Source organism: Micromonospora sp. NPDC049047 (assembly GCF_040649135.1).
Lineage (GTDB): Bacteria > Actinomycetota > Actinomycetes > Mycobacteriales > Micromonosporaceae > Micromonospora.
The window spans coordinates 37,696-52,482 of record NZ_JBEZEY010000005.1 but is presented as its reverse complement, the minus strand read 5'-3'; the positions used below and the strand labels follow the sequence as shown (position 1 = coordinate 52,482).

Below are 14,787 nucleotides of genomic sequence, written 5' to 3'. Positions count from 1 at the left end.
CCCTTAACCGCTGGTTGTCACTCGGCGAGGCTGGGAGGAGACCAAGGAGGGGCCATGGCCACCACATCCCACGAAGCCTGGCGCGGGTTCCGCGGCACCGGCTGGCGCGAGACGATCGACGTCGGCGGGTTCGTCCACGACAACATCGAGCCGTACACCGGCGGGTCGGAGTTCCTGACCGGGCCGACGCCCCGTACCGAGCGGATCTGGCGGCAGCTGCGGCACATGTTCGTCGAGGAGAGTCGTCGCGGGGTCTACGACGTGGACAACCACACCCCGTCCACGATCAACTCACACGAGCCCGGCTACCTCGACCAGGGTCATGAACTCATCGTGGGCCTACAGACAAGCGCTCCGCTGCGCCGCGCGATCATGCCGAACGGCGGGCTGCGGATGGTGGAGGCCGGTCTCCAGGCGTACGGCTTCACCCTCGACCCGACCGTGCACACGATCTTCAGCCGGTACCGCAAGACACACAACGACGGTGTCTTCGACGCCTACCCGGCCGACGTGAAGGCCGCCCGCCGCTCACACATCATCACCGGGCTGCCGGACGCGTACGGCCGTGGTCGGATCATCGGCGACTACCGGCGCGTCGCGCTGTACGGGGTCGACCGGCTGATCGCCGAGCGCCGGGCCGTCAAGGCGTCGCTCGACGCCCAACTGTCGTCGGAGGACGTGATCCGCGACCGTGAGGAACTTGCCGAGCAGATCCGGGCACTGGGCGAGCTACGAGTCATGGCCAGCCGGTACGGCTGCGACATCTCCGGTCCGGCGAGCACCGGCCGCGAGGCGATCCAGTGGCTGTACTTCGCCTACCTGGCGGCCACCAAGGAGCAGAACGGCGCGGCCATGTCGCTGGGCCGGACCGCCACCTTCGTCGACGTCTACCTGCAACGCGACATCGCCGAGGGCCGGCTCACCGAGCGGGACGCGCAGGAACTCGTCGACGACTTCGTCATCAAGCTGCGGATCATCCGGTTCCTGCGCACACCGGAGTACGACCAGTTGTTCTCCGGCGACCCGACCTGGGTCACCGAGGCGCTCGGGGGGATCGGCTGCGACGGCCGCCCGCTTGTCACCCGCACGAGCTTCCGCTACCTGCAGACCCTCTACAACCTGGGTCCGGCGCCGGAGCCGAACCTGACAGTGCTGTGGTCGCCGGCGCTGCCCGAGGGGTTCAAGCGGTTCTGCGCCCAGGTCTCGATCGACACGAGCGCCATCCAGTACGAGAACGACGACCTGATCCGGCCCGCGTACAGCGACGACACCGCCATCGCCTGCTGCGTGTCGGCGATGCGGGTGGGCAAGGACATGCAGTTCTTCGGCGCCCGCGCCAACCTCGCCAAGGCCCTGTTGTACGCGATCAACGGCGGCCGCGACGAGATGACCGGCGAGCAGATCTTCGTCGCCGAACCGATCGCCGACGACGTGCTCGACTACGACACGGTCATGACCGCGTACGACCAGACGCTCGACTGGCTGGCCGAGACGTACGTCGAAGCGCTCAACGTCATCCACTACATGCACGACAAGTACGCCTACGAGCGCATCGAGATGGCCCTGCACGACTACCCCGTGCACCGATTCCTCGCCACCGGCGTCGCCGGCCTGTCGGTCGCCGTGGACAGTCTGAGCGCCATCAAGCACGCGCACGTCAAGGTACTGCGCGACGAGAACGGCCTGGCCGTCGACTACACCGTGGACGGCGACTTCCCGGCCTTCGGCAACAACGACGACCGCGCCGACGCGATCGCCGTCGACCTGGTCGAACGATTCATGGCCAAGATCCGGCGGCAGCCCACCTACCGGGGCGCCGAGCCTTCGCTCTCGGTGCTCACCATCACGTCGAACGTGGTCTACGGCAAACACACCGGCAACACGCCGGACGGGCGGCGCGCGGGTGAGCCGTTCGCGCCGGGCGCGAACCCGATGAACGGCCGCGACACGCACGGCATGGTCGCCGCCGCGCTGTCGGTCGCCAAGCTGCCGTACCGCAGCGCACGCGACGGGATCTCGCTGACGATCACCGTCACCCCGGACGGCCTCGGCCACGCCCGCGACGAACGGATCACCAACCTCGCCGGAGTGCTCGACGGCTACACCGACAGCGGCGGCTTCCACATGAACGTCAACGTGCTGAACAGGGCGACTCTCGAGGACGCCATGGCCCACCCGGAGAACTACCCGCAGCTGACCGTCCGGGTCTCCGGGTACGCGGTGAACTTCGTCAAACTCACCGCCGAGCAGCAGCGCGACGTCATCTCCCGAACCTTTCACGGATCGCTGTGATGACAGACGTCGGCACGGCGCCGGTGACCGGCTCGCTCCACTCCTTCGACATCTCCATCGGAGTGGACGGGCCGGGCACCCGGTTCGTCGCGTTCCTGGCCGGCTGCCCGCTGCGCTGCCTCTACTGCCACAGCCCCGACACCCAGTACCGCCGTTACGGCCGGCCCACCTCCGTCGACGACCTCGTCACCGAGATCCGCCGCTACGAACGCTTCCTGAAGGTCGCGCACGGCGGCGTCACAGTCAGCGGCGGCGAGCCGCTGCAACAGCCCGCCTTCACCCGGGAGGTGCTGCGCCGCTGCAAGGAGATGGGGCTGCACACCGCCCTGGACACCAGCGGCCTGCTCGGCGACCGCGCCGACGACACGCTGCTCGACGCCACCGACCTGGTACTTCTCGACATCAAGTCCGGCGACCCGGCCACGTACCGGGCCGTCACCCGCACCGGGCGGCTGACGCCGACAGTGCGGTTCGCGCACCGCCTGGCCGACCGTGGCACGCCGATCTGGGTCCGTTTCGTCCTCGTACCCGGCCTCACCGACGATCCGGGCAACGTCGACGCCGTCGCGTCCATCGCGGCCGACCTGCCCACCGTCGAACGCGTCGAGGTGCTGCCCTTTCACCGGCTCGGCGCGCAGAAGTACGCCGCCCTCGGCCTGCCGTTCCCGCTGGCGGACACGACGCCGCCGGATGAGGCGCTGCTGCGTCGGGTCCGTGACCAGTTCGAGGCGCACGGGCTGACGGTGTACTGACCGCCCACCGCCTCGGGCGACTCGGACGGAAGGCTCGGGCGAGCGTGGGGCGGGCCACTCAGTCGGACGGGCGCGGCAACTAGCGACCCCGGTCCCGGCCGAGGAAACATGACAGCAGTTGCCGGAACTCGTCCGGGTGCTCGATCGCCGGCACGTGCCCGCATCGACCGAACACGTGCAGCCGGACGTCGGCCAGGTGGTCGAGCAGGGGCAGGGCTGCCGTCTCGAGCGGAGTGACGCGGTCCTCGGCGCCGTGCACGAGCAGCACGGGCGCGCGGATCGCGGCCAACGTCTGCGTCGAGAGGGTGAGGTCGTCCACCCATCGTGCCCTGGGTGGCGGGAACAACGACGCGAACGCCTCCGCCCCCGCACGCATCGCGGCGGCCCGGGCCTCGACGGCCGCATCGGTGACGAGCGCCTGGTCGAGCACGAGGCGACTCAGCATGTCCCGTGCCCCGAGCGGGCCGGCGGGGGCGGCCCACAACGCGTCGAGGTCGGCGGAGAGCGGCGCCCCGGGCGCGCCCATCGTCGAGACCGCCACGACCTGGGTGACCTGCTCGGGGCGCGCGGCCGCCAACGCCAGCGCCACGGCACCGCCCATGGAGTGACCCAGCACTGCGTAGCGCCCGATACCGAGCGCATCCATCAGGCCCGCGGCCTGCTCCGTCCACAGTCGAAGCCCACCCCTGGCACCCGGCGGGACCGGTGTGCGGCCGAACCCGGCCTGGTCCGGAGCCACCAGGTGCCAGGACGCGCCAAGCGCCTGCGCCGTCGGTGCCCAGGCGCCGGACCCGGTGGTGCCGGGTCCGGAGCCGTGCAGCATCAGCACCGCTGGCCCGGTGCCGCTCGCCAGGACGTGAACGGGTGAGCCGTCGACAGTGACGGTCCGAAGTGGGGTCACCGGGGCAGCTCGGTAGTGCTCATGCCGAGGCGGAGTCGACGGACTTCGAGAAGAGCTCCATCATCGCCCTGCCGAACTGCGGCATGTCGGGCCACCCCCGGCAGGAGACGAGGTTGCCGTCGACCACGTCGGGGGCGTCGATGACCGTCGCGCCCGCGTTCTCCATGTCACCGGTGATGGGCGGGAAGCACGCCGTCTTTCGACCCTTCAGCAACCCGTACACCGCCGGTACCTGGGCGCCGTGGCAGACAAGCGCGATGGGGAGGTTACGCGCGAAGAAGTGCTCGGTGATGCGCCGGACGTCGGCGTCGACCCGGATCCACTCGGGGGCGCGTCCACCGGGGATGATGAGGGCGTCGTAGCGCTCGACGTCGACCTCGGCCCAGGGCACGTCGACCGGCAACTTCCGGCCGTTCTTCTCCACGTAGGCGTCGGAGTTGGGGTCGAACTCGTGGATGACCAGTTGCACGTCACGCGTCGTCCGTGACGAGACGTCGACGTCCCAGCCGCCCTCCTGCACGCGGTAGTAGGGATACATGGTGTCGAGTTCCTCGGCGGCGTCGCCGGTCAGGAGCAGCGCTCTAGGCACCTGCTTCTCCTCGCATCTGGTGGCGGGTGAGGTGGATCCAATCGGATCCGATCCGGTCGAGTTAGCATTCCTCGGCCCAACCCGCCCGTCAAGCCTCTACCGCCACCGCGTCCGCGCTCTCGAACTCGTCGAACAACCGGCGAAAACGCTCGCCGGACCGCAGGATGTGCCGACGCATCGCGTAGGCGGCGGCGTCGGGGTCACGCGCGGCGATCGCCGCCACCACCTCCTCGTGTTCGGCCATCGCCAGGTGGGTGACCTGGGTGTCGTGGTGCAGCCGGAAGAGGTGTACGTGGCTGTGCAGGCGAGCGAGCGCCTCACGGATGACCTGGTTCTCCGCGCTCAGGGCGACGAGATCGTGGAACGCGGCGTCGCGGAGCCCGAAGGCGCCGTACGCCGTCAGCCCGTCGCCCCCCTGCAACTCCGCCATCTCCTCAAGCATTCGGCGCAGCCCGGCCACCTGCTCGACGGACGCGCGTTCGGCGGACCTGCGCGCCGCCGCCGGCTCCAGGAGCAGGCGGACCTCGAGCATGTCCTCGAAGCGGTGCCTGGTGATCTGGGGCGGAATGCGGTAGCCGGCATGGGGCACCCGCACGACCAGCCCCTCGGCCTCCATCCGGTTCAGAGCGTCTCGGATCGGCGTCTGGGAGACCCCCAGCTCTCGCGCCAGGACGTCGATCGTGACGCGGGAGCCAGGCTCGATCCGCAGCGACATCAGCTGTCCGAGCAGCGTGTCGTACACCTCGTCGGCGAGCCGGCCGCGAGATCTCCCCGGCGCCAATCCGCCAGTCATGGCCCTACGGCCCCGCACGATCATCGCTTCGTCGTCCATTGTGACCTGAGGTCCTCTCTTGCGCCTTCGCGAACCTGTTGACATCAGTCACAACGCTGCGGCATGCTGACGCCCCAACTCGATCGTATAGGAAAAGTGGCGGATGATCTTCATCCGCCACCGCCGCGGAGCCGCCCACCAACTCCGCGTCGATCACCTGGAGGGCGTCTCGACGGCACGGCGACCCGGTACGTCGCGGCGCACTCCGGACGCCGGTCCACGGGTCGGCCCCCCGGCGACGGTCCGGCAACACGCCTGGACAACCCAGCAACTGCTCGGCGAAGCACATAGCGAGGCTCTAGAAGTCCCCATCCAGAAAGCAGGCAGGAATATGCGGTATCCGAAGCGAATAGGACGAACGTCCACTCCCGGGCGGAAGGTGCGGCTGGCGACGGCGGCCATGCTGCTGGTGGCCACGACCGTGACGGCCTGCGGCGACGGCAAGGACGACGACGCGAAGACGAGCGCCCCGAAGGCACCGGCGACCATCCCGGAGCTCACCACGGACCCGCTGACCCTCAGCTTCATCTGGTTCGACTGGCCCCCCGCGAAGGCACTTGAGGACTTCGCGAACACCGAGTACAAGAAGGTACGGCCGAACGCGACCATCAAGGTCAACACCGTACCGAACGCGAACTGGCACGACGCGATGTTCACCCAGTTCGCCGCGCACAAGACCGACTTCGACATCGCGATCCTGGACTCGCAACACATCGGCGAGGCGGTGACGAACGGCAACATCCTCGACCTCACCGACTACGTCAAGGCGAACATCGACGTCACGGCCTACGACCCGTACCTCCTGGCGGCCTACGGTCAGTTCCCCCAGGCGGAGACCGGCAAGCGCGACGAGAACGCCAGCCTGTACGGCCTGCCGCTGCTCGGCGACACCTGGACGATGATCTACCGCAAGGACCTGATCGGCGACAAGCCACCGCAGACCTGGGACCAGATGATCGCAGCCGCCGAGAAGTGCCAGGCGGACAACCCAGGCGTCAGCGGGCTGGCTTTCCACCAGGCCAACGGCTCGGACGCCGCGGCCGTCACGTACAACACGGTGAACGGCGTCTACGGCGGCAACCTCTGGGACGCGAAGGCGCGCAAGATCGACGGTGTCCTCAACGACGCCGCCGGCCAGGAGGCGATGGACGTCCTGGTCAACAAGATGAAGCCACTGACCGCCAAGGGCTCCGGCAACTGGTTCATCGACGAGGTGAACGCCGCCGTCGCCCAGGGCAAGGCCTGCATCGCGTTCAACTGGATCGCCGCGAGCGGCGGCCTGCTCGACCCGAAGCAGTCGACGCTCGGCACCAGTCGGGAGCAGATTCTCGACAAGCTGGGCTTCGCCACCCTGCCGACCCAGAAGACGAACCTGGTCCCGCTCGGCGGCATGGGGATGCACGTGTCGGCCTACTCCGCCAAGGCGAACCAGGCCGAGGCCCTGAACTTCATGAAGTGGTTCGAGCAGGCTGACGTCCAGAAGAAGTGGGCCGCGGCCGGTGGCGTGCCATCGCGTACGGACGCCATCCAGTCACCCGAGTTCCTCAACGCCGGGCCGTTCAACAAGGTGTACGCCGACTCGGTGCCGCGGATGCGGGACATGTGGAACGTGCCCGAGTACGCGCGTCTCGTCGACATCGAGAACACGAACGTCAACGCGGCCCTCAACGGCGCGAAGAAGCCGAAGGACGCGCTCGACGACATCGCCAAGGAGCAGCAGAGCGTGCTCGACTCCAGCAACCGCAAGGGCGGCGGCGGACTGTGAGTGGCCCCACCCCTGTGAAAACCGACAACCCCGGGCAGGTGGCGTCCGCGACGCCACCTGCACCGGGGCGGTCCCGGCGGCTGAGCGACCGCTGGCTCGCCGTCACGTTCATCTCCCCCGCGATGCTGCTGTTGCTCGCCATGTCGGTGTTCCCGTTGCTGTGGTCGTTGTACCTGTCCTTCACCGACTACTCGGCCACCCGCGGCGGCCCGGCCAATTTCATCGGGTTCGGCAACTACACGGCCATCCTGACCTCGGCGCAGGTCCACACCAGGGCGCTGACGACGTTGATCTACGTGGTCGGCGCGGTCGGCCTGCAGACAGTGCTCGGCTTCGGCATCGCCTACCTGATCTCCCGGCGCACGCACGGGCGAGGAGTGCTGACCACGCTGTTCCTGGTGCCGATGATGCTGTCGCCGGTCGTGGTCGGGCTGTTCTGGCGGTTCATGCTCGACGCGCAGTTCGGCGTGGTCAACAGCATGCTCGGCTCGGTCGGCCTGGGGCAGGTGGAATGGCTCACCCGGCAGCGGACGGCCATGATCTCCCTGATCGTTGTCGACACCTGGCAGTGGACGCCGTTCATCATGCTCATCGCGCTCGCGGGCCTCAGCGCGGTGCCCAAGTACCTGTACGAGGCCGCCTCGATCGACAGGGCGTCCGAGTGGTTCCGGTTCCGCACCATCACTCTTCCGCTTGTGTGGCCACTCCTTCTCATCGCCGTGATGTTCCGGGCCATCGAGGCCTTCCGGCTGTTCGACCTCGTCTACATCCTCACCAACGGAGGCCCCGGCGTCTCCACCGAGACGTTGTCGTTCCACATCTACAAGGTCGCGTTCCTGGGCTTCAACACGGGGACCGCCTCGGCGTACGGGATCCTCATGGTCCTCGTCGTCATCGTCCTCACGCAGCTCTACCTGCGCTACCTGAACAAGCTCAAGGAGGACTGATGGCCGTCTCCGTCGACGAGGCCGTCTCCACAGGTCCGGGCCGGGATCACACTCCCCCCGCGCGCCGCCTTGGCGGCCGGGGCCGCTCCCTGCTGGAGGTCGTGCTGCTGACCGTGCTGGCCGTGGTGATGCTCTTTCCCGTGCTGTGGATGCTCGAGACGTCGATCAAGGAGAACCGGGACGTCTACGCCATCCCGGCGAAGTTCTTCACCTTCGACGTCACCATGGATCACTTCAAGGACGTGTTCGTCGCCCCCGACGGCGGTCGCACCGCCCTGTCCGTCTCGTTCTTCAACTCGGTGGTGGTCGCCGGAGTCTCCACGCTGCTGGCCACCGTGCTGGGCGTCCCGGCGGCCTGGGCCTACTCACGCTTCGCGGTGAGAGCCAAGAAGGACCAGCTGTTCTTCATCCTGTCCACCCGCTTCATGCCGCCCGTGGTGGTCGTGATCCCGATCTTCCTCATGTACCGCGAGTTCGGACTCATCGACAACAAGCTCGGCCTGATCTTCATCTACGCCGCCTTCAACGTCCCGTTCACGATCTGGATGATGAAGGGATTCGTCGACGAGGTGCCCGCGGAGTACGAGGATGCCGCCATGCTCGACGGCTACACCCGTCTGCAGGCGTTCCGGAAGTACACCCTTCCCCTGCTCCTGCCCGGCATCGCCGCGACGGCGGTCTTCGCCCTCATCTTCTCCTGGAACGAGTTCGTGTTCGCCACCTTCCTCACCTCCAGCGACAGCGTGCGCACGGCCCCACCGGCCATCGCCGGCCTGATCGGCGGCACCACCACGGACTGGGGTCTGGTTGCCGCCTCCTCTGTGGTATTCGCCCTACCGGTGCTCGTCTTCGCGTACCTGGTGCGCAAGCACCTCATCGCCGGTGTGACGCTCGGGGCGGTGCGACGCTGATGGCGGGCATCGAGGTGACGGCGCTACACAAGCGCTACCCGGACGGGACGGTAGCGGTCGAGCACGTCGACCTGTCCATCGGCGACGGTGAACTGTTCGTGATGCTCGGCCCCTCGGGCTGCGGCAAGACGACCACACTGCGCGCCATCGCCGGACTGGAGAGGCAGACGACCGGCGACATCCGCATCGGCGACACGCTCGTCAACGACCTGCCGCCCGCCGAGCGCGACATCGCCATGGTGTTCCAGTTCTACGCCCTCTACCCGCATCTGAGAATCCGCGACAACCTGGCGTTCCCACTGCGCGCCGAGGGGCTGCCCAAACCTGAGGTGCACGCGCGGGTCGACGAGGCCGCCCGGCTGATGCGGCTCGGTCCGCTCCTGGACCGGCGACCGCGCCAACTGTCCGGCGGGGAGCAGCAGCGTGTCGCGCTCGCTCGCGCCCTGGTGCGCCGACCGCGCGCCTTCCTCATGGACGAACCGCTCACCAACCTGGACGCGGAGCTGCGGGCGGACATGCGCACGGAGATCAAGCACCTGCAGGGGGAACTGGGCGCGACGATGGTCTACGTCACCCACGACCAGGTCGAGGCGATGTCGCTCGGTCACCGGATCGCCATCCTCAACAAGGGCCGGGTGGAGCAGATCGGCACACCGCTGGAGGTCTACGACCGCCCGGCGAGCCTCTTCTGCGCCGCGTTCATCGGCTCTCCACCGATGAACCTGATCGAGGTGGAGGTGGCCGACGGGGAGCTGCGCGGCCAGGGCGGACTGGTTCTTCCGCCGCCGTCCGGCCTGCCACGCGACAGCGCCCTGGTCGCCGGCGTCCGGCCGGAGGCGCTGGAAGTCACAGCACCCGAGGCGGACGGCTCCATCCCGGCCCGGGTGGTCTCGGTGGAGTGGTTGGGCGACGAGATCATCTACGTGGTCGACCACGGCGGCCAACGTGACGTCCGGGTCCGGATGCCACCGACTGTTCGTTTCGCCGCTGAAGCAAAGGTCGGCCTGCGGCACACCGGCGGAACCCCGGCGGTCTACGACGTGCGCACGGAAGAACTGGTGGCCTGATGGGAACCGTTGCAGCAGACGGGCTACGCAAATCCTTCGGCAAGGTCCAGGCGCTGGACGGGGTGACGCTTGACGTGCCGGACGGCTCGTTCTTCGTCGTGCTCGGGCCCTCCGGGGCAGGCAAGACGACGACCCTGCGAGCAATCGCCGGCCTGGACAAGCTCGACGCCGGGTCGGTGCACCTGGACGGCCGGGACGCGACCCGCGACGCCCCGGCCGATCGCGACCTGGCCATGGTCTTCCAGAGCTACGCCCTCTACCCGCGGCACACGGTGTACGAGAACATCGCCTCGCCGCTGCGGGCCCGCCGTCGTTCTTCGAGCGAGATCGCCACTGCCATCGAGCAGATGTCGAGCCTGCTGCACATCGAACGGCTGCTGCAGCGTCGTCCCGCGCAGTTGTCGGGCGGTGAGATGCAGCGGGTCGCCCTGGCCCGGGCGCTGGTCCGTCGTCCGCGCGCGTTTCTCATGGACGAGCCGCTCACCAACCTCGACCTCAAGCTCCGCGTCGAGATGCGCACCGAGCTCACCCGCATCCACCGCAGCCTCGGAGCGACCTTCATCTACGTGACGAACGACCAGGTCGAGGCCCTGTCCATGGCCGACCAGGTCGCGGTCCTCAAGGAGGGGAAGGTGCAACAGGTCGGCACGCCGACCGAGGTGTACGAGCGTCCCGCCAACCAGTGGGTCGCCGGATTCGTCGGGAGCCCACCGATCAGCCTGCTCGCCTGCCGTGCCGAGGGAGATCGTCTGGTCGGTGCGGCAGGCTGGACGCTGCCCCGGCCGCACTGGACCACGGCTGAGGACGGTCGTGCGCTGCTGCTGGGTCTGCGCTCGGAGGACCTGTCGGTCGAGCAACGTGGGGACGCGTCGTTGTCGGGCGAGCTCTACGGGCTCGAGCCCCTCGGTGACCGGACGGTGGTCGACGTCCGCGTGGGGACCGAGATGCTCAAGGTCAAGGCACGACCCACTGTCACCGGTACGCCGGGCGAGCGGCTGCACGTCACTGTCGACCTGGACCGTGCGCACCTGTTCGATGCGAGCACGGGGCTGTCGCTGTCCGAGGCGGGGCGGTAACCGAGCCGGGCGGCGACGGCACCATGCGCCGGCGGGTGGCAACCGAGCCTCGGCGGACCGTCACCGGTCAGCACTGCCTGCCGAGGGCCGTGGCCCGCCGGACAGCACCAACAAGATCACAGGAGGTGACGCTATGAGTGACCCGACGGACGTCCTGGCCCCCGAGCACCGGCGGCTCCGGATCGGCGACGCCTGGCGCGACGCCGCGAGCGGAGCCACCTTTGCCGTCGAGGACCCGGCCACCGGCAAGACCATCGCCGAGGTGGCGGACGCCGACGTCGTCGACGGGCTCGCCGCTCTGGACGCGGCGAGCAAGGCGATGGCGGGGTGGGCGGCGACCCCGCCGCGGAAGCGGTCGGAGTTGTTGACCGCGACGTACCGGGCACTGACCGAGCGATCCGAGGAGGTCGCCCGGCTGATAACGCTCGAGATGGGCAAGCCGCTCGCCGAGGCTCGGGCCGAGGTGGCCTACGGCGCCGAGTTCTTCCGCTGGTTCGCCGAGGAGGCGGTGCGCGTCGAGGGCCGCTACAGCACCGCTCCGCTAGGTGGCTATCGCATCCTCACCGTGCCGAAGCCGGTCGGACCATGCGTCTTCGTGACGCCCTGGAACTTCCCGTTGGCCATGGGGGCCCGCAAGATAGCTCCCGCGCTGGCTGCGGGCTGCACAACGATCACCAAGCCGGCCGGTCAGACGCCACTCACCATGCTGTTCCTGGCCCGCATCATGGAGCAGGTCGGCGTTCCGCCGGGCGTCGTCAACGTGGTGACCACCAAGCGTTCCGGCGACGTGGTCTCCGCGCTGCTGGCCGACGGTCGGACCCGCAAGCTCTCGTTCACCGGCTCGACCGAGGTCGGGCGCGTGCTGCTCCGGCAGGCTGCGGACAACGTGCTGCGCACCTCCATGGAGCTGGGTGGCAACGCCGCCTTGATCGTGTGTGCCGACGCTGACCTGGACGTCGCGATCGACGGTGCCATGGTGGCCAAGATGCGCAACATCGGGGAATCCTGCATCGCGGCCAACCGGATCTACGTCGAGGAGTCGGTGCGCGAGGAGTTCACCGCCCGCTTCGCCGAACGGATGGGCGCGCTGTCGGTGGGCCATGGTCTCGACGACGGGGTGGACGTCGGGGCGCTGATCGACGAGCCCTCGGTCGCCAAGATCGACGAACTCGTCGCCGACGCGGTCGAACGCGGCGCCCGGGTCCTGGTGGGCGGTGAACGTCCGGATGGGCCCGGCCACTTCTACCCGCCCACGGTCCTCGTCGACGTGCCCGACGATGCGCGGATGCTGGCGACGGAGATCTTCGGCCCGGTGGCCCCGATCATCTCGTTCACCTCCGACGACGAGGTGCTGACGAAGGCGAACGACACCGAGTACGGCCTGGTCGGATACGTCTTCACCAGTGACCTCCAGCGGGCGCTCCGGTTCGCCGAAGGGTTGGACACGGGAATGCTCGGCATCAACCGTGGCCTGATATCGGATCCGTCAGCGCCGTTCGGCGGCGTGAAGCAGTCCGGGATCGGCAAGGAGGGGTCGCACGAGGGCATCCTCGAGTACCTCGACCTCACCTACGCGGCGATCGACCTGCCGTGACCGACCGGCTGCGCCGGGCGCCCGGCGCAGCCCGCCCGCGCCACCCGGGCGGCCAACCCTGCCGACGGCGCCCCGGTCGCGCAGGTGACCTGGACGCCCGCCCAGCACATCGCCGCCGACCTTCCGGAGAGGCACTGACATGCTTGAGACCGTCCGTGGACCACGCCAGCTGATAGTGGGTGAAGGGGTCGCGCAGAACATCCCACGAGTGGTGGCCGAAAGTGGCTCGCGAGTGCTCATCGTGACCGACCGGGTGCTTCTGGGGCAGCCGGGCGTGGCCGAGATCGTGGCCGCCGTGCGGGAGAAGGTCGCGGCCGTCGAGGTGTTCGCCGACGCGACTCCCGACGTGCCACTCACCGATGTCGCCCTGGCCGTCGCGGTCGCCGCCAAGGTGGACGCCGACGTGATCCTCGCCATCGGCGGTGGCACGGTGATCGACCTCGCCAAAATCGTCGGCGTCATCCGGCGCCACGGTGGGACGCCGCGCGACTTCTACGGCGAGTCGAAGGTGCCGGGGCCGACGATTCCGCTCGTCGCGGTCCCGACGACGTCAGGCACCGGCTCCGAACTGACCCCCGTCTCGGTGTTGACCGACCCGGACCGGGCACTGAAGGTGGGGGTCTCCAGCGTCCACATCGTGCCCGACTTCGCCATCGTCGACCCCGAACTCACCTACACCTGCCCGGCGACAGTCACCGCCCACTCCGGCATCGACGCGTTCTGCCACGCGGTGGAGAGCTACACCGCGCGACCTCGGGCCCACGGACCGCGCGACCCGGTGGAGCAGGTCTTCCTCGGCCGCAACCCGGTCACCGACCACTACGCGCTGCTGGCCGCGGAGCGGATCGCCCGCAGCCTGCGTCGTGCGGTCCGGGACGGCGGCGACACGGAAGCGCGCGCGGACATGTCCTACGGGTCCATGCTTGCCGGGCTCGCGTTCTCCCACGCGGGCAACGCCGCACCGCACGCTCTCCAGTACCCCATCGGCGCGGCCACGCACACGCCGCACGGCCTGGGCGTCGGGCTGCTCCTGCCCTACGCGCTGGACGCGGCAAGGGATGCCATCGGTGACCGGTTGGCCATCCTCGCCGGGGTGTGCGGGCTCGACGTGACAGACGCCTCGGAGACCGAGGCCGCTGATACGTTCCTCAGCTGGCTCGACGAACTCCTTGCCGACATCGGCATCCCTCCCACCCTGGCGGACATCGGCGTGGCACGCGCCGACCTCCCGCGCTTCGCGGAGATGGCAAGTGGCGTCACCCGCTTGATCCAGAACCATCCAGGGCCGACCGACACCGCGAGCCTGACCGCGATCCTCGAAGCGGCCTGGACCGGGGACCGGGCCCGACACGTCCTGACACCGAGCAGAGATGGTGACCGGCCCACCGGCTGACGACGAGACACCCGGGGCCATCGCACCCGTGCGGCCGGGCACCGACCATCGGCTTGCCGAGCACGGCCCGTTGCCGCGCGGGGCGTCGGCGCGACAAACGGTGAACCCGGTGGCGATGGCGATCATCGCCACCACGTGCACCGCTGGTGGGGAGCCGGCGGACGAGCCGCTGCACGCCCGCCGCGCTACCGGGCCCGCGCGTGCGCTTTCAGGGCCGAGTGCACCCACGCGGAGATCGGCGGGTCACCAGGTAGGTCCCTGAGGTCGACGGCCGCCCACCGGGCCTCGGCGATCTCCCCATTCGGAGAGACCTCGCCCGAGATCGCGTGTAGGCGGACGATCTTCAGGTGGCCCTGTTTGCCCCCGCTGGTGGTCAGGTGCTCCTCCAGGACGAGCGCGACAGGTTCCACCTCAAGGCCCAGTTCCTCGATGCACTCACGCCGAGCCGCTTGCTCCGGGGTCTCCCGGGTTGGCTGGTATCCGCCCCCAGGCAGGCTCCACAGGGACCGGTCGCCGTAGCTGTGCCGGACGAGGAGCACTCGGTCGGAGTCGGCCGGGTGAATGATCAGCGCTTTCACGCCGTGGGTGGTCGGCTTCGCGATCCGCCAGTACGCCTTACGGATGCGGTAGAGCAGTCTGAACGCAAGCGGCGAGATCCTCATCGGGAG

13 protein-coding genes are annotated in these 14,787 nt (G+C 69.0%); 9 read left to right on the top strand and 4 right to left on the bottom strand.

Features of this window, described 5'->3' with window-relative positions:
- Nucleotides 1-54 precede the first annotated feature (54 nt).
- Nucleotides 55-2,292, top strand: a complete 2,238-nt coding sequence (pflB, locus tag AB0B86_RS10170) for a formate C-acetyltransferase (RefSeq protein WP_357417326.1) — start codon at nt 55-57, stop codon at nt 2,290-2,292.
- Nucleotides 2,292-3,044: a pyruvate formate-lyase-activating protein gene (gene pflA / locus AB0B86_RS10165; protein ID WP_357402266.1), complete on the top strand. Its 753-nt coding sequence runs from the start codon at nt 2,292-2,294 to the stop codon at nt 3,042-3,044. Before pflB ends, pflA begins: the two co-directional genes overlap by 1 nt.
- 79 nt (nt 3,045-3,123) lie before the next feature.
- Here the strand turns inward: pflA and AB0B86_RS10160 are convergent, their stop codons facing one another.
- The 3 genes from AB0B86_RS10160 to AB0B86_RS10150 all read right to left on the bottom strand — a co-directional run bounded on the left by AB0B86_RS10160 (nt 3,124) and on the right by AB0B86_RS10150 (nt 5,327).
- Entirely contained in the window at nt 3,124-3,945 is an 822-nt protein-coding gene (locus AB0B86_RS10160; RefSeq protein WP_357402268.1) for an alpha/beta hydrolase, read from the bottom strand.
- 19 nt (nt 3,946-3,964) lie between these two features.
- Nucleotides 3,965-4,534: a DJ-1/PfpI family protein gene (locus tag AB0B86_RS10155; protein WP_357402270.1), complete on the bottom strand. Its 570-nt coding sequence runs from the start codon at nt 4,532-4,534 to the stop codon at nt 3,965-3,967.
- 88 nt (nt 4,535-4,622) lie between these two features.
- On the bottom strand, nt 4,623-5,327 hold the full coding sequence (locus tag AB0B86_RS10150) for a GntR family transcriptional regulator (RefSeq protein WP_357402273.1): 705 nt from the start codon (nt 5,325-5,327) through the stop codon (nt 4,623-4,625).
- Nucleotides 5,328-5,766: 439 nt separating this feature from the next.
- On the opposite strand from AB0B86_RS10150, the gene AB0B86_RS10145 reads away from it, so the two are divergent.
- The 7 genes from AB0B86_RS10145 to AB0B86_RS10115 all read left to right on the top strand — a co-directional run bounded on the left by AB0B86_RS10145 (nt 5,767) and on the right by AB0B86_RS10115 (nt 14,119).
- A complete protein-coding gene (locus tag AB0B86_RS10145) occupies nt 5,767-7,131 on the top strand; it encodes an extracellular solute-binding protein (protein WP_357417606.1) in 1,365 nt (454 codons plus the stop codon).
- 14 nt (nt 7,132-7,145) lie between these two features.
- Complete coding sequence (locus AB0B86_RS10140) at nt 7,146-8,078, top strand: sugar ABC transporter permease (protein WP_357417323.1); 933 nt, start codon at nt 7,146-7,148, stop codon at nt 8,076-8,078.
- Entirely contained in the window at nt 8,078-8,989 is a 912-nt protein-coding gene (locus AB0B86_RS10135) for a carbohydrate ABC transporter permease (protein ID WP_357402279.1), read from the top strand. Before AB0B86_RS10140 ends, AB0B86_RS10135 begins: the two co-directional genes overlap by 1 nt.
- Complete coding sequence (locus AB0B86_RS10130) at nt 8,989-10,056, top strand: ATP-binding cassette domain-containing protein (RefSeq protein ID WP_357402281.1); 1,068 nt, start codon at nt 8,989-8,991, stop codon at nt 10,054-10,056. The genes AB0B86_RS10135 and AB0B86_RS10130 overlap by 1 nt, the downstream gene beginning before the upstream one ends.
- Nucleotides 10,056-11,132, top strand: a complete 1,077-nt coding sequence (locus tag AB0B86_RS10125; RefSeq protein ID WP_357417320.1) for an ABC transporter ATP-binding protein — start codon at nt 10,056-10,058, stop codon at nt 11,130-11,132. Before AB0B86_RS10130 ends, AB0B86_RS10125 begins: the two co-directional genes overlap by 1 nt.
- Before the next feature lie 133 nt (nt 11,133-11,265).
- Entirely contained in the window at nt 11,266-12,726 is a 1,461-nt protein-coding gene (locus tag AB0B86_RS10120) for an NAD-dependent succinate-semialdehyde dehydrogenase (protein ID WP_357417317.1), read from the top strand.
- A gap of 139 nt (nt 12,727-12,865) precedes the next feature.
- A complete protein-coding gene (locus AB0B86_RS10115; protein ID WP_357417314.1) occupies nt 12,866-14,119 on the top strand; it encodes an iron-containing alcohol dehydrogenase in 1,254 nt (417 codons plus the stop codon).
- Nucleotides 14,120-14,304: 185 nt separating this feature from the next.
- On the opposite strand, the gene AB0B86_RS10110 is transcribed toward AB0B86_RS10115, so the two are convergent.
- The gene (locus AB0B86_RS10110) at nt 14,305-14,781 is read right to left on the bottom strand and encodes an NUDIX domain-containing protein (RefSeq protein ID WP_357417312.1); all 477 of its coding nucleotides are present in this window, start codon (nt 14,779-14,781) and stop codon (nt 14,305-14,307) included.
- Between the last annotated feature and the right edge of the window lie 6 nt (nt 14,782-14,787).

Excerpts from the sequence above, each read along its gene's own strand:
- pflB (WP_357417326.1), top strand. The coding sequence starts at position 55 with ATGGCCACCACATCCCACGAAGCCTGGCGCGGGTTCCGCGGCACCGGC.
- AB0B86_RS10125 (WP_357417320.1), top strand. The coding sequence starts at position 10,056 with ATGGGAACCGTTGCAGCAGACGGGCTACGCAAATCCTTCGGCAAGGTC.
- AB0B86_RS10110 (WP_357417312.1), bottom strand. The coding sequence starts at position 14,781 with ATGAGGATCTCGCCGCTTGCGTTCAGACTGCTCTACCGCATCCGTAAG.
- AB0B86_RS10135 (WP_357402279.1), top strand. The coding sequence starts at position 8,078 with ATGGCCGTCTCCGTCGACGAGGCCGTCTCCACAGGTCCGGGCCGGGAT.
- pflA (WP_357402266.1), top strand. The coding sequence starts at position 2,292 with ATGACAGACGTCGGCACGGCGCCGGTGACCGGCTCGCTCCACTCCTTC.
- AB0B86_RS10115 (WP_357417314.1), top strand. The coding sequence starts at position 12,866 with ATGCTTGAGACCGTCCGTGGACCACGCCAGCTGATAGTGGGTGAAGGG.
- AB0B86_RS10120 (WP_357417317.1), top strand. The coding sequence starts at position 11,266 with ATGAGTGACCCGACGGACGTCCTGGCCCCCGAGCACCGGCGGCTCCGG.
- AB0B86_RS10130 (WP_357402281.1), top strand. The coding sequence starts at position 8,989 with ATGGCGGGCATCGAGGTGACGGCGCTACACAAGCGCTACCCGGACGGG.
- AB0B86_RS10145 (WP_357417606.1), top strand. The coding sequence starts at position 5,767 with ATGCTGCTGGTGGCCACGACCGTGACGGCCTGCGGCGACGGCAAGGAC.
- AB0B86_RS10150 (WP_357402273.1), bottom strand. The coding sequence starts at position 5,327 with ATGACTGGCGGATTGGCGCCGGGGAGATCTCGCGGCCGGCTCGCCGAC.